The sequence below is a fragment of the Vibrio sp. WZ-1 genome, from assembly GCF_052037695.1.
Classification (GTDB): Bacteria; Pseudomonadota; Gammaproteobacteria; order Enterobacterales; family Vibrionaceae; genus Vibrio.
In genome coordinates, this window is the sequence record NZ_JBQEQR010000066.1 from 159,012 (window position 1) to 172,678 (window position 13,667).

Genomic DNA, 13,667 nt, shown 5'->3' on the forward strand with positions numbered 1-13,667 from the left:
TTTTACGCCTGCTCTTTGTCTTTTTTCGATTCAGGAGCTGCTTCTTTCTTTTGCTGCTCTTCTAGACTTTTTGGCTCGAAGTCTGCGTCTTTGTCGTCTTTCTTCGCAGGTTCATCTTCGCTCATCGCTTTTTTGAAGCCCTTAACGGCACCACCCAGATCGCCACCGATACCGCGTAGTTTCTTAGTTCCGAATAGCAATACAACAATTACAGCAATGATTAGAAGTTGCCAAACACTGATACCACCCATTCTTTTTACCTCGGGTCTTTAAACAAATTTATTTCAAGAGTTTAACGTCTATCGACGATAAGCTCGCCAACTAAGCAACCAAAATGTGACCCCTGCGATACCGCAGGCCATCGATAGCTGCTCATAAGCGTTATCCACCAATATTGCCGAGCATACGACTAAAGTGGCGCCAACACCAAATAAAAACTTTCCTGTCGCCTGCTGACGCTTACTCTGACGGTAACCTTGATAAAGCTGATCCATGCGTTGATTCATGGCTTTACCTTGCTTAAGGCTATCGTAAAGCAGCTCCGGCAGTTCCGGTAACTTCTCTGCCCAGAACGGCGCGCGGTCTTTGATCGCATTAACCAAAGCTTGCGGACCGACTTGATTCATCATCCATTCTTCAAGGAAGGGCTTTGCTGTTTCCCACAAATCAAGTTGCGGGTACAACTGGCGACCTAACCCTTCGACGTACAACAGCGTTTTCTGTAGCAATACAAGCTGCGGTTGCACTTCCATATTGAATCGACGTGCCGTGTTGAACAGGTTCAACAGTACATGACCGAAAGAGATTTCACACAGTGGTTTAGCAAAAATTGGCTCACACACAATGCGAATCGCAAATTCAAATTCATCGACATTGGTATCGGCAGGCACCCACCCTGAGTCAACGTGCAGTTCCGCTACGCGGCGGTAGTCACGATTGAAGAAAGCGAGGAAGTTTTCTGCCAGATAGCGTTTGTCTTCACTATTAAGTGTACCAACGATCCCACAATCCAGCCCAATCCACATCGGGTTCTCTGGATGTTCCGGCTTAACGAACACGTTGCCCGGGTGCATGTCGGCATGGAAAAAGCTGTCTCGGAACACCTGAGTGAAAAACACACTCACACCGCGTTCCGCGAGCAATTTCATATTAGTACCATTCGCTTCCAAGCCTTCAATATCAGAAACTTGGATGCCATATATTCGCTCAGAAACCATGACAGTTTCATTACTAAAGTCAGGAAAAACTTCTGGTACGTAAAGCTCTTCACTGCCTTCAAAGTTGCGACGCAGTTGAATCGCGTTCGCTGCTTCGCGACGCAAATCGAGTTCATCAAGTAAGGTTTTTTCGTACTCGCGAACCACTTCAACTGGTTTTAAACGACGTGCTTCAGGCATCGCTCCGGCGACTATACGCGCCATCCGGTGCATCAGTTTTAGATCTGAATCAATCACCGGACGAATATCTGGACGGATGACCTTTAATACCACTTCTTGGTTAGTGTCTTTTAAACGCGCCGTATGCACTTGGGCAATCGACGCAGACGCTAACGGTTTGATATCAAATTCCGTGAACCAGTTATCTAATGGACCACCCAGTGCCAGTTCCATTTGCTCCTTCGCCAACTGCCCATCAAATGGCGCAACTTGGTCTTGCAAAAGCGCAAGAGGATCGGCGATATGTGGAGGGAAAAGATCACGACGAGTCGACATCATCTGACCAAACTTAATCCAAACCGGACCAAGTTCTTGTAGAGCGAGACGAAGACGCTCACCTAATGGTTTCTCAGGGTGCTTGTTCTTAATCCAGAATAAGCTTCTGCGCATCAAAAGCGGCGCTTTGGTCAGTTGATGCTCTGGCAGCAACTCATCCAAGCCATATTCCAGCTGAACTTTGATGATGTGGTATAAGCGCTTTATTTCTGCTGGCGTCATGATTTCTCCAGCGCAGGCTTATCCAAATCGAATTTATTTAACAGTACGTTAAGTCGAGCTTCAACGCGAGAAGCTTGGCTGCGAACATCGTCCACCTGATCACAGAAGTGGGCGATTTCCAATGGTGCAGGGGCTAGTTTCCACTCTTCTGTTACTACTTGAGCAAGATGACGTTGGTGTTTTTCTGCTTGAGAAGCAAAGAAACCGCCGACGTTTTTGGTGCCTTGCACAAACGTATGAGCCACGACATCACCCGTCACGCGAGACAGCCACTCTTCGATATCGGGTTTGCAATCCACCATCAATTGAGAGAATTTCTGTGCTAATTGAATGTCACCTTCAAGCTCAAGTTTGTCTTGCTTGATAAGGCGAGTGATGTTGGCTTGATCGCGCAGCTCAGGCAGGACGCTTAGATTCAGCGACAGATAACAATCTGGCTGACCTTCGTAGTTGCCCAAAACATCGATTTGCTGGCTGAAGATGAACGTCAATGTCTTATTGATTTCTTTCAGATGAATTTGAATCACCTGACCTTTAAGACGTGACAAACGACGACCCAATTCAGGATCGTCTTTAATCAGCGTATTTAGTGTCGTTTCAATAACGGCAGTGATAAGAGGTTCAAATGGCATACCGCTTATCCTTAGAATTTGTAGCCGCGGTGCAGCGCCACAATACCACCCGTTAGGTTGTAGTATTTGGTGTTTTCGAAGCCTGCTTCTTTCATCATGCCTTCCAGCGTATCTTGGTCTGGGTGCATGCGGATAGATTCTGCTAGGTAACGGTAACTGTCTGCGTCATTTGCCACTAGCTCACCCATTTTCGGCAATAGGTGGAAAGAGTACGCGTCGTACACTTTTGATAGCGGATCTAGAATTGGTTTTGAGAACTCAAGCACCAACAGACGACCACCCGGCTTCAATACGCGGAACATCGAGCGCAGCGCTTTGTCTTTATCCGTTACGTTACGTAGGCAGAAGCTGATAGTAATTACGTCAAAGTAATCATCTGGAAAAGGCAGTTCTTCTGCGTTTGCTTGCACGTAATGCACGTTACCTACAATGCCGTTATCGCGTAGCTTGTCACGACCTACATTTAGCATTGAGTTGTTGATGTCCGCTAGGATCACGTGGCCTTGGTCGCCAACAATACGCGAGAATTTCGCCGTCAGGTCGCCAGTACCACCACCTAAGTCAAGAACGCGTTGTCCCGGACGAGCGCCGCTGCAATCAATAGTAAAACGCTTCCAAAGGCGGTGAACGCCACCTGACATCAAGTCATTCATGATGTCGTATTTCGCTGCCACTGAGTGGAAAACTTCGGCAACTTTGGTCACTTTTTCTTCTTTTGCCACTGTGGTAAAGCCAAAGTGGGTAGTGTCATTATCTAATGCTGTATTTGATTGCACACTTGTGTCCGTCATTCTGATTCCTCTTGGGCAGCACTTTCTCACTTCGGGGCGATAGCTGACAAATATGGTCGCCCACTGCACTGCGGGCGATTAGTTTACTTTATCCTCAGCCGGATGTCTTTCTACTAAAGGAGCATTTTCCGAAAATGACTCACTCTGCGCTAACTGGGCAAGATCAGGAGAAATAGGACGTTTTACCTCAACGCCAAGTTGCTTAAAGCTTTCTGCTTGGCGAATCACATTACCGCGCCCTGTCGCCAACTTATTCATCGCGCCTTGGTACGTTTGGTTGGCTTTGTCTAATGCGCCGCCAAGCCCTTCCATATCGTCTACAAACAAGCGCAGTTTGTCATACAGCTTCGCAGCGCGTTCAGCGATCAGTTGGGCGTTTTCGTTTTGGCGCTCGTTACGCCACAAGTTATCTATCGTACGTAGTGCCACCAGCAAAGTAGTAGGACTGACCAAAATAATGTTTTGTTCCATTGCGTCTTTGACTAGGCTCGGATCAGCTTGAATTGCGACTTGGAATGCAGGCTCGACCGGAATAAACATCAGTACGTAGTCTAAGCTCTGGATGCCTTTTAGCTGATGGTAATCTTTAAGGCTCAAGCCTTTGATGTGGGCGCGCAGTGCGGCTAAGTGATCGCTCAGCGCCTGCTCACGTTGAATGTCATTCTCTGCGTTGAAGTAGCGCTCGTACGCCACCAGTGCCATTTTCGAATCGACTACCACTTGCTTGTTTTGCGGTAAGTGAACAATCACATCCGGTTGATAGCGTTTGCCTGCTTCGTTTTGCAAGCTCACCTGAGTTTGGTACTCGTGCCCTTCACGTAAGCCAGATTCTGCCAATACACGAGCCAGAACCACTTCACCCCAGTTACCCTGCTGTTTGTTGTCACCTTTCAGCGCTTGAGTAAGATTGACCGCTTCTCGGGTCATGTGCTCGTTCAAGCGCTGTAGGTTTTTAAGTTCGTGTACTAAGGTATGACGCTCTTTGGCTTCTTGGCTAAAGCTGTCGTTGACTTGCTTTTTGAACCCTTCTAACTGCTCTTTTAGTGGAGACAATAAACCTTCCAAACTTTGGCGGTTTTGCATGTCGACTTTGGCGGTTTTCTCTTCGAATAGTTGATTCGCTAAGTGTTCAAATTGCTGCTTCAAACGCACTTCTGCTTGCTCAAGAATCTGAAGCTTTTCTGCGTTGGCTTGGTTGATTTGCTCGTGGCGCGCTTGCTGCTCACCAAGTTGGGTTTCAAGACGTGATTTGTGCTCTCGCATCTGCCCTAGCTCATCAAAATACTGCTGGCGCTCTTGTTTTACTGCTTCGAAATAACGCAACTTTTCCATCGCCGCCATCAATTTACCATGGGTTTGGCGCACCTCGAATGCTGCTTTATCGCGTTCATCATCGAGTTCATCTAGTTCTTGCTGCGCCTCAGCAAGGCTTTGCTTCACTTGCTCAAGTTGTTGTTGATGAAGTTGTTTTTCAGAAAAGAGCTGCTGTTCAAGTAGCTGGGTTTGCGTGGCAAAACGTTGTTTGACCCACCAACCCACTGCAATGCCGCTAATAGTCGCGGTAAAAAGAGAAGACAAAATGAGAGATTGATGCTCAAGAATCCATTGCATAATAGCGAGTTAGCCTGTGTTTTTTATCTTTAACAATGGTATTTACATACTGGATAAATGTCCAGTTTGTTGGATGAAAAATCCTCGCATACACTAGGTGCTCCGTACAACATACTCACACCAGCTCAAACCAACAACAATGAGCGGTACTTCATCACACAGAGGCATCATGAACGAGCGTCGCGCCCTAGGATTTGGGCTATCAGCGGTATTACTTTGGTCAACAGTAGCGACCGCATTTAAATTGACTTTAGCGGAATTCACACCAATTCAGATGCTGACCATGGCGAGTATTGTCTCAGCCATCGCACTCATCATGGTGTGTGGTGTGCAGGGTAAGCTCAATCAGCTCAGCTCGACGTTTCTTTCTAATCCTTGGTACTACTTACTGCTCGGTTTAATTAACCCACTGGCCTACTACCTGATTTTGTTCAAGGCCTATGATTTGCTACCCGCCTCCCAAGCACAGGCGATCAACTACAGTTGGGCGATCACCTTGACTTTAATGGCGGCGGTTTTCTTAGGCCAAAAAATCCGAAGTAAAGACTGGATCGCATGCTGCTTTAGTTATTTGGGAGTCATCGTGATTGCCACCAAAGGCAATGTGTTAGGGATGGATTTTGAAAGTCCGCTTGGTGTCGGGCTAGCTCTGCTCTCGACTCTGCTTTGGGCAAGTTACTGGATTCTCAATACCAAAAACAAAGCCGATCCTGTAATTGGCGTACTCCTTGGCTTTTTGGTTGCCATCCCATTTGCGATTGGCTTGAGTATCTACGAAGGTGCAGACTGGGGCCAAATCACCGCGAAAGGCTGGGCGGCAGTGACCTACGTGGGTCTGTTTGAGATGGGGGTCACCTTCGTACTTTGGTTATCAGCACTGAAGCTAACCGAAAACACAGCTCGCATTAGCAATCTGATTTTTGCCTCACCGTTCATCTCTTTAATGCTACTTGCCACCATCATTGGCGAAGAGATTCATCCATCCACTTTGATAGGCTTGGTGCTGATCATCAGCGGCTTGGTGATCCAACAAGTAAAATTTGGCAAAAAGCAGCTTTCAGAGCCCCAGCAATAAATAAAGCGAAACTTTACAAAACCAAATGCAATTTCGTTAAAAAGAGAGATAGCTAACAAATTACTCATCTTATCTCTCATTCTTGACTTGGATTTATGGGGGCTTTGGATACGATATAACCAAAGCCCCAAATTAACTACTCATATTGGTGCACGTGGTAGCGCGCCAAACAGGGGCATGTCAGGATAATTAATTTAATATGTTTCGCTTTGCAATTTCACCAGACCAACTTAATACTTGGCAAGCAGCCCTTGAGCAGTGCTGCCAAGCTTATCAAGCCCAAGGTCAGTTATTTACTTTTAGCTACACTCGCCAATGGCAGTTAAGTGAAGTTAAAACCACCACTGGGCACAGTCGCGATATTGCTGTCCAGCTCGCTTCTGCAACAAGCGATTTCCAAGCCCCAAGTTTAACTGTAGAAAGTATCAGCTTTGCCAATCAAGTATTAAGCTACTGCCCTATCTGGTTGCCCGATGAAACGCTATTTGCAGCGATTGCTCTTGTTCATGATAACCATAACGGCGCTGAGTTAGAGGGCTGGCTATCTTCACTCGCAGGGCGCATTAGCTTTGATGCGGGCACTTGCTTTCATCGCGAGCAATCAAGACACCTGCACCAAGACACGTCGCTGCTACCAAGCTTGCAAGAGTTTGTTGATTGTCTTGATGATCATACATGGATAAAGAGCATTGATGGCCGCTACTCTTTGACCAATCGCAGTGTGGAACAAGCATGGAACATGACCAGCAATGACATTGTCGGGAAAAACGACTTTGAGTTATTTAGCCAAGCTCGCGCGGAAAAGTTCATCGATACCGACCAGTTGGTGATCGCGACAGGCAGCCAAAACACTGTTGAAGAGTGCTCTTTGATTGATGACAACAATAACCCGACTTGGCTAGAAACCATCAAATCACCCGTCCGCAACCATGCTGGTGAGCTGATTGGTATTTTGGGTATGACACGCAACGTTACCCGCAGGAAGATGATAGAAACGCAACTTTCTCTCGCTTCAAAGATATTCAATAACTCTCAAGAAGGGATGGTGATCACCGATCGTCGCGCCAATATCTTAGACGTTAACAGCGCATTTACTCATATCACGGGTTACTCAGCCGCAGAGGTGATAGGTAAAAACCCTAATATTCTTCGTTCTGGACATCATGATGACCGCTTTTATCAAGAGCTGTGGCATCAGCTAGAAACAAAAGGGCAATGGAAAGGCGAATTTATCAATCGCAAAAAGGATGGGTGTATCTATCCGCAGTTAGCGACCATCAGTGCAGTAAAAGATGATAAGAATCATCTGATTAATTATATCTGCGTATTTGAAGATATTACCGTTCGCAAAGCGCATGAAGAGAAGCTTCAACGCATGGCATTTTATGATCCGCTCACTAATCTGCCAAATCGTACACACCTAATCACTCTGCTAGAACAACACATTGAAAGCGGACAAAAAAACCAACAGTCTTTTGCTACGCTATTCCTTGATATTGACCACTTCAAGCATATCAATGACAGCTTAGGTCATTTTTGTGGCGACCAATTGCTAACAAAACTTGCGGAAAGACTGCAACATGTCCTTGATCTATCGGCTCATGTAGCTCGAATTGGTGGTGATGAATTCGTGATCATTTTGCCAGAGATCGATGACAATGAGCACCTAATCACGACGATTAAAGACATTCTCACTGTCTTCAAAAAGCCTTTTTCATTGGCAAACCACGAATCACTGAGAGTATCAACCAGCATCGGTATTGCGCTCTACCCTGAAGATGGTCGAGACAGTGAAACCTTACTTAAAAATGCCGATACGGCGATGTACCTTGCTAAGAAGAATGGACGAAATGGTTATGCTTTCTACTCTCCAGAGCTAACCGATAAATCGGTATCTCACGTCCGCCTGCAATCTGCTTTGCACGAAGCCATTGAGAAAGACGAACTGTATCTCGTGTATCAGCCACAATATCAACTCAGTAATAAAAGCCTAATCGGCGTAGAAGCCCTACTACGTTGGAAACATCCAGAACTTGGCCAAGTTTCTCCAGCGGATTTCATCCCAATCGCTGAAAAAACAGGTTTGATTCAAGTGATTGGTCCTTGGGTCATGGAGCAAGCATGCAAACAAGGCCGATACTGGTTAGATAAAGGCATCGCCTTCGGAAAAATGGCGATCAACGTTTCAGCACTTCAATTGCAAAAAAACGGCTTTATTGAGCGATTGAAAGACATTCTCGAACGCACTCAATTTCCCGCAAACTTGTTGGATCTAGAAATTACCGAGAGCTTTTTGTTGAACGACCCGCGACATGCCATTGAGTCGTTAAACCAACTAAGAGAGCTCGGCGTTGAGATTTCACTGGATGACTTTGGTACTGGCTACTCTTCATTGTCATACCTAAAAGGCTTACCTATTACTAAGCTCAAAGTAGACCGTTCATTCGTCTCTGATGTGCCAAGTAATGAAGATAGTAAAGCCATTGTTGATGCCATCATCGCAATGAGCAATAGCTTGTCATTGAAGGTAGTCGCAGAAGGTATTGAAACAGACGAACAAGCAAAATATTTAAAAGAGAAAGGATGTTTGTACGGGCAGGGCTACCGATTTAGCGCTCCAGTACTGCCAGAAAGGCTGTTTCATTAATAAAAAGACCGAGCACTAGCTCGGTCTTTTTATTCGATCTAATTACACCCACTGACCCGCGACAAAGCCGCTCGACCAACACCACTGGAAATTATAACCACCTAACCAGCCAGTTACGTCCATCACTTCACCGATGAAGTACAAACCTTTGATGTTCTTACATTCCATGGTTTTTGAAGACAGGTGATCAGTATCTACGCCACCTAAAGTAACTTCCGCGGTGCGGTAGCCTTCTGTGCCGTTTGGTGCCACAGCCCAGTTCTCTAGACGTTCAACGATGTTTGCCATCTCTTTCGGGTTGAACTGTTTAAGTGGTTTATCTGCTAATTCTTTACGCTCGATCAGCACTTCAACTAAACGTTTTGGCAGCACTTTCGCCAGTGTATTCTTTAGGGATTGGTTCGGATGCTTCTCACGGCTGCGTTCTAGCAACTCTGCGATGTCGTCGTTTGGCACGAGGTTAATTGTCACCTTCTGACCCGCTTTCCAGAACGAAGAAATCTGCAGAACCGATGGACCAGATAAGCCGCGGTGAGTAAACAGCAGCGCTTCTTTGAACATGGTGCCGTCTTGCGCGGTGATTTCTGCTGGAATCGCAATGCCCGATAGCTCAGCGAAATCTTCTTTGTCTTCTTTATGCAGCGTAAACGGCACTAGACCTGCCGTAGTGGTAATCACTGGAAGCTCGAACTGCTCAGCAATCTTGTAGCCAAATGGCGTCGCGCCAAGCTTAGGCATCGACAGACCGCCGGTGGCAACCACCAAAGATTCACATTCGATATTTTCAGTACCCGCATGCAGACGGAAGCCCGCGTCAGTTTTCTCAATCGAATGTACGTCACATTGGTAGCGTTGTTGGATGTTTGGCATGTCGCATTCTGCTAGTAGCATCTTAACGATGTCTTTTGCAGTAAACGCATCAACACAGAATAGCTGTCCGTGATCGCGCTCTTCAAACTCGATGCCATGCTTACTGACCATCGAAATAAAGTCCCAGTTGGTGTACTGCGACAGCGCCGATTTCACGAAATGCGGGTTTTGGCATAAGTAGTTGTTTGCGGAAACATCGTAGTTAGTGAAATTACAACGACCACCACCTGAGATAAGGATTTTACGTCCTGGCTTTTTCGCATGATCCAGCACGAGCACACTGCGTCCGCGCTTACCTGCTTCCGCAGCACACATCAAACCTGCCGCGCCAGCGCCAATTACAACAACATCAAATTTCTTACTCATCGGTAACGCTCAATTACTTATTTAGATTGGTAAATCCAAAAATAAAAAAGGATGTGCGTAATGCACATCCTTGCTTTCTGCGGGCGCTATTCTAACGACAAAAGTCGAGCGGGAAAAGCGCTTAAATTCCAAGCACTGCTTGCTGGCTTATAGAATGAAGGCAGCCAGTAGGGTTACACCGAGTAAAGCGGTCGATAAAATGAAGAGTCCACGTACCCTCTCACACTTACCCGTAAAAATCTCATCGTGATGATGGTGATACTCTTTACTCTTAATGTAATGGTAGAGCCTCACTTGTTTGGTGACGTTGCCATGAGTAGTAAAAAACCCATTACCATCCACTTGCTGATACAGCAAAGGATGTGCTTCACGCATGATGTAAATAAGAGAACGAAGAGCGGTTAAGTAACGAACCATATTCAGTCCCGTTACAACCATTAGCGCAAATAAGATTGTGTCTCCACTGATCATCTTTTCCTCCCTACATCTTCAATGATGCTCAAGAGAAAAAGACGACCAATGCTTCGTCCTTTACCCGCTACTTATCGCGTTGAGAACGCGTTATGCAGCTGGAGCATCCATGATTGAAGATGAACCTTCTTTTGCCATTTGTGCTAGATCTTTATCGATGAAGAACAATGCTTTACCATCTTCACCAACCAATTCGATCTTGTCTAAAATCCCTTTAAATAACTTCTCTTCTTCGTGCTGTTCAGCCACGTACCACTGTAGGAAGTTAAACGTTGAGTAGTCTTGGCTTGTAAATGCAACATGCGCTAGTTTGTTGATTTTTTCCGTGATCATTTGCTCATGTTCATAGGTTTCACGGAAAACATCACCTAGGCTCGCAAAATCATGCTTTGGTGCTTCAATTGCACCCAGGATTGGCATTGAGCCAGTTTCACTCACATAAGTGAAAAGACGTTGCATGTGCTCCATTTCTTCTACGGCGTGAGCGCGTAAAAATTCAGCCGCACCTTCAAAACCTTTGTCTTCACACCAAGCACTCATTTGTAAGTATAGATTGGATGAGAAAAATTCTAGGTTAATTTGCTCATTCAATTGTTCAACCATAGTTTGAGACAGCATGTTAACTCCTATTTATGTGCATGCAATATACCCAAGTAACCTCAAAAGAGATGGTTCAAGGACAACAAAGTCACTTGGGTATAACGCCACTATAACATGATTCCTTTGCCATGAGATTCTACCTACTAGATTGATATGAGATCACTTCAGCAAAATTATCTTAGACTTAGTGCTAATCTGACAGTATGACCTTATCAAGGAGATGGCAATATGAGTTACAAACACATACTTGTGGCAGTTGACCTATCAGACGACAGTAAAGTGTTGATTAAGAAAGCCGTATCACTGGCTAAACCTCTGGATGCGAAAGTCTCTTTCATTCATATCGATGTGAATTACGCCGAACTTTACACCGGGCTTATCGATATCAATATGGCGGAGGCGCAACACCAAGCAATGGAAGCGTCGCGCACACAATTGGCCAACTTTGAGGAATATGCGGGATACCCAATCACGCATACTTTGGTTGGTAGCGGTGATTTAAGTAACGAACTGTGCGATACCATTCAAGACTACAGTATCGATTTGGTCGTTTGTGGTCATCACCAAGACTTCTGGAGCAAGATTCTCTCATCGACTCGTCAGCTCATTAACTGCTCACCAGTCGACATGCTGGTCGTACCGCTAAAAGACTAATTTGCATTGGCGTGACCTTAAAACTTGGTTAGACTGCGGGCACATTTGTTGTTGATAAAGATTCTCATCCATGGCTTATCTATCCGCAGTTACCCTACTTTGGGCATTCTCATTTAGCCTGATCGGCGTTTACCTAGCCGGTCAGGTCGATTCTTGGTTCTCCGTTTTCATGCGCGTTGCGTTGGCGAGCCTCGTCTTCATTCCTTTCTTAAAATTCCGTGGCGTAAGCAAGTCTCTGATTGCAAAACTGATGATCGTCGGCGGCTTCCAGCTCGGTTTGATGTATTGCTTCTACTACCAATCTTTCCTACTCCTTTCTGTACCAGAAGTACTACTGTTCACCGTATTTACGCCTATTTATGTCACCTTGATTTATGACTTCTTGAAAGGTCGTTTCTCGCCTTGGTATTTGGTTACCGCTGCAATTGCGGTGCTAGGCGCGGCGTGGATTAAGTTTGCAGGCATCAATGAAAACTTCTTGATGGGCTTTTTGGTCGTACAAGGGGCAAACCTGTGTTTTGCCATCGGTCAGGTCGGCTACAAGTACATTATGGAAACCGAACCGGTGGATCTGCCGCAGCATACGGTGTTTGGTTATTTCTACTTAGGTGCATTGTGCGTGGCGACCGTTGCTTTTGCTCTAATGGGTAACTTAGACAAGATGCCAACCACAGCAACACAATGGGGTATTTTGACGTACCTCGGCTTGATCGCATCAGGCTTTGGTTACTTTGCGTGGAACAAAGGCGCGACTATGGTCAATGCTGGCGCACTTGCGGTGATGAACAACGCGCTTGTCCCTGCTGGATTGATTGTGAATATCGTGATTTGGAACCGCGATGTTGATGTGACGCGACTTGCTATTGGCGGCGCGATCATCATGCTGTCGCTGTGGATCAATGAGACTTGGGTGAAAAAGCGCGTAGAGATGAGTTACGCCAACAAGTAATACATCGATCCCAACAAACATTCCAACCATAAAAAAACGCTCTCCAACTGGAGAGCGTTTTTTGTTGATTTGATTAATGCACTTTGGCTTGCGAGCTTGTGTTCATCAACGCATTAGGTGGCGTTGGTAGCTGCACCTCTAGCTTGGCATTACGTGCTTCGAGCTTGCGTTGGCGTTTCAGCAGTTTTTGCTGCTTTTTGGCTAACTTAAGCAACTTCTTCTGCTGCTTGTAGTGTTTCTTAACCGCTTTCTTCGCCTTCTTCAGCGCTTTCTTATCTGATAAATCAAACATCGCTGGTGTCTCTAGCTGGGTGGCTGAGGTTACGGCTGCCACTTTCGCTGCCAGTTTTTTCTCTTTCACTCGTTCCACCACGCGCTTCACGATCGCCGCTTTCTCTGCGCTTTGCTCAGGCACCATGATGATTGGCGTATCTTGTGTAAGAGATGGGGTTGGTAACGCCTCTGCCAACAAACCACAACTTTGTTGCTCGGACAGCAGTTTATCTTGGCATTTTTGAGGAGGAATCGCGGCAGGTTTACATAAGGTATCTTTGGATGCAGAAGAACGAGCACAAGAGCGGCATATAAACTTAGGCGCTACCACCAAGCGGTGGATGTCACCCAAACTCTCAGCAATCTGTTTGCGGCTCATCTTACATAATCGTTTCGCCATGCTACTACTCCAGCTTCCCAATTCTCGACTGTCTTACTCTACGACATCACACAAGTGTAATAATAATAATTCTTAGTTAGATATACAGTCAGTATGCCGAATTAGCAAGAGAAAAGTATCAATAAGCGGAGCAAACGCCAGATACAAACACAGCGCCTAATGAGGCGCTGTGAGAAGAAGTATTTTGTCGTCAGGTGTTTAGGGTCTGTTGACCTTTTGCGGTTAAATTTTGTTCGGATGGGGACGCCTAGTCAAAAGCGTTTTAATCGCGGCGAGAGGTTTGTAGCCTAGTTATTCTAAGCAAAATCCTCTCAACAAAGAGTAAAACGCTTTTAGCCGAACCCTTTGGGCAGCGTTTGTGGCTCCTTTCTACTGCGTTATCGGCTTATCAGGT

13 protein-coding genes are annotated in these 13,667 nt (G+C 45.8%); 4 read left to right on the forward strand and 9 right to left on the reverse strand.

What is annotated here, in order from left to right; genetic code table 11:
• Nucleotides 1-2 precede the first annotated feature (2 nt).
• The 5 genes from tatA to rmuC form a co-directional block, all read right to left on the reverse strand.
• Entirely contained in the window at nt 3-251 is a 249-nt protein-coding gene (gene tatA / locus ACTS60_RS08940) for a Sec-independent protein translocase subunit TatA (protein WP_005429959.1), read from the reverse strand.
• 48 nt (nt 252-299) lie between these two features.
• Nucleotides 300-1,934: a ubiquinone biosynthesis regulatory protein kinase UbiB gene (ubiB, locus tag ACTS60_RS08945; RefSeq protein ID WP_440887952.1), complete on the reverse strand. Its 1,635-nt coding sequence runs from the start codon at nt 1,932-1,934 to the stop codon at nt 300-302.
• Entirely contained in the window at nt 1,931-2,566 is a 636-nt protein-coding gene (locus ACTS60_RS08950) for a ubiquinone biosynthesis accessory factor UbiJ (RefSeq protein ID WP_440887953.1), read from the reverse strand. The genes ubiB and ACTS60_RS08950 overlap by 4 nt, the downstream gene beginning before the upstream one ends.
• Before the next feature lie 11 nt (nt 2,567-2,577).
• Nucleotides 2,578-3,357 (reverse strand): bifunctional demethylmenaquinone methyltransferase/2-methoxy-6-polyprenyl-1,4-benzoquinol methylase UbiE, encoded by a 780-nt coding sequence (gene ubiE, locus ACTS60_RS08955; RefSeq protein ID WP_440887954.1) that lies wholly within the window; start codon nt 3,355-3,357, stop codon nt 2,578-2,580.
• Between the two features lie 78 nt (nt 3,358-3,435).
• Nucleotides 3,436-4,968: a DNA recombination protein RmuC gene (gene rmuC / locus ACTS60_RS08960; protein WP_440887955.1), complete on the reverse strand. Its 1,533-nt coding sequence runs from the start codon at nt 4,966-4,968 to the stop codon at nt 3,436-3,438.
• Between the two features lie 169 nt (nt 4,969-5,137).
• Here rmuC and ACTS60_RS08965 point away from each other — a divergent pair, with 169 nt between their 5' ends.
• The gene (locus tag ACTS60_RS08965; protein WP_010444912.1) at nt 5,138-6,043 is read left to right on the forward strand and encodes a DMT family transporter; all 906 of its coding nucleotides are present in this window, start codon (nt 5,138-5,140) and stop codon (nt 6,041-6,043) included.
• 199 nt (nt 6,044-6,242) lie between these two features.
• The gene (locus ACTS60_RS08970) at nt 6,243-8,690 is read left to right on the forward strand and encodes a sensor domain-containing protein (RefSeq protein ID WP_440887956.1); all 2,448 of its coding nucleotides are present in this window, start codon (nt 6,243-6,245) and stop codon (nt 8,688-8,690) included.
• Nucleotides 8,691-8,732: 42 nt separating this feature from the next.
• Here the strand turns inward: ACTS60_RS08970 and ACTS60_RS08975 are convergent, their stop codons facing one another.
• The 3 genes from ACTS60_RS08975 to ftnA all read right to left on the reverse strand — a co-directional run bounded on the left by ACTS60_RS08975 (nt 8,733) and on the right by ftnA (nt 11,015).
• Complete coding sequence (locus ACTS60_RS08975; protein WP_010444909.1) at nt 8,733-9,926, reverse strand: NAD(P)/FAD-dependent oxidoreductase; 1,194 nt, start codon at nt 9,924-9,926, stop codon at nt 8,733-8,735.
• A gap of 147 nt (nt 9,927-10,073) precedes the next feature.
• Nucleotides 10,074-10,397, reverse strand: coding sequence for a universal stress protein UspB (gene uspB / locus ACTS60_RS08980; RefSeq protein WP_440887957.1), 324 nt, complete (start codon nt 10,395-10,397; stop codon nt 10,074-10,076).
• A 90-nt stretch (nt 10,398-10,487) separates the two neighbouring features.
• Nucleotides 10,488-11,015, reverse strand: coding sequence for a non-heme ferritin (gene ftnA, locus ACTS60_RS08985; RefSeq protein WP_010444903.1), 528 nt, complete (start codon nt 11,013-11,015; stop codon nt 10,488-10,490).
• A 210-nt stretch (nt 11,016-11,225) separates the two neighbouring features.
• Between ftnA and uspA the strand changes: the two genes are divergently transcribed.
• Both uspA and ACTS60_RS08995 read left to right on the forward strand, forming a co-directional pair.
• Entirely contained in the window at nt 11,226-11,651 is a 426-nt protein-coding gene (gene uspA, locus ACTS60_RS08990) for a universal stress protein UspA (RefSeq protein ID WP_010444901.1), read from the forward strand.
• 70 nt (nt 11,652-11,721) lie between these two features.
• Complete coding sequence (locus ACTS60_RS08995; protein WP_010444899.1) at nt 11,722-12,600, forward strand: carboxylate/amino acid/amine transporter; 879 nt, start codon at nt 11,722-11,724, stop codon at nt 12,598-12,600.
• Between the two features lie 73 nt (nt 12,601-12,673).
• Here the strand turns inward: ACTS60_RS08995 and ACTS60_RS09000 are convergent, their stop codons facing one another.
• Nucleotides 12,674-13,273 carry a hypothetical protein gene (locus tag ACTS60_RS09000; protein ID WP_440887958.1) on the reverse strand — a complete coding sequence of 200 codons (600 nt, stop codon included), beginning with the start codon at nt 13,271-13,273 and terminating at the stop codon, nt 12,674-12,676.
• Nucleotides 13,274-13,667 lie beyond the last annotated feature (394 nt).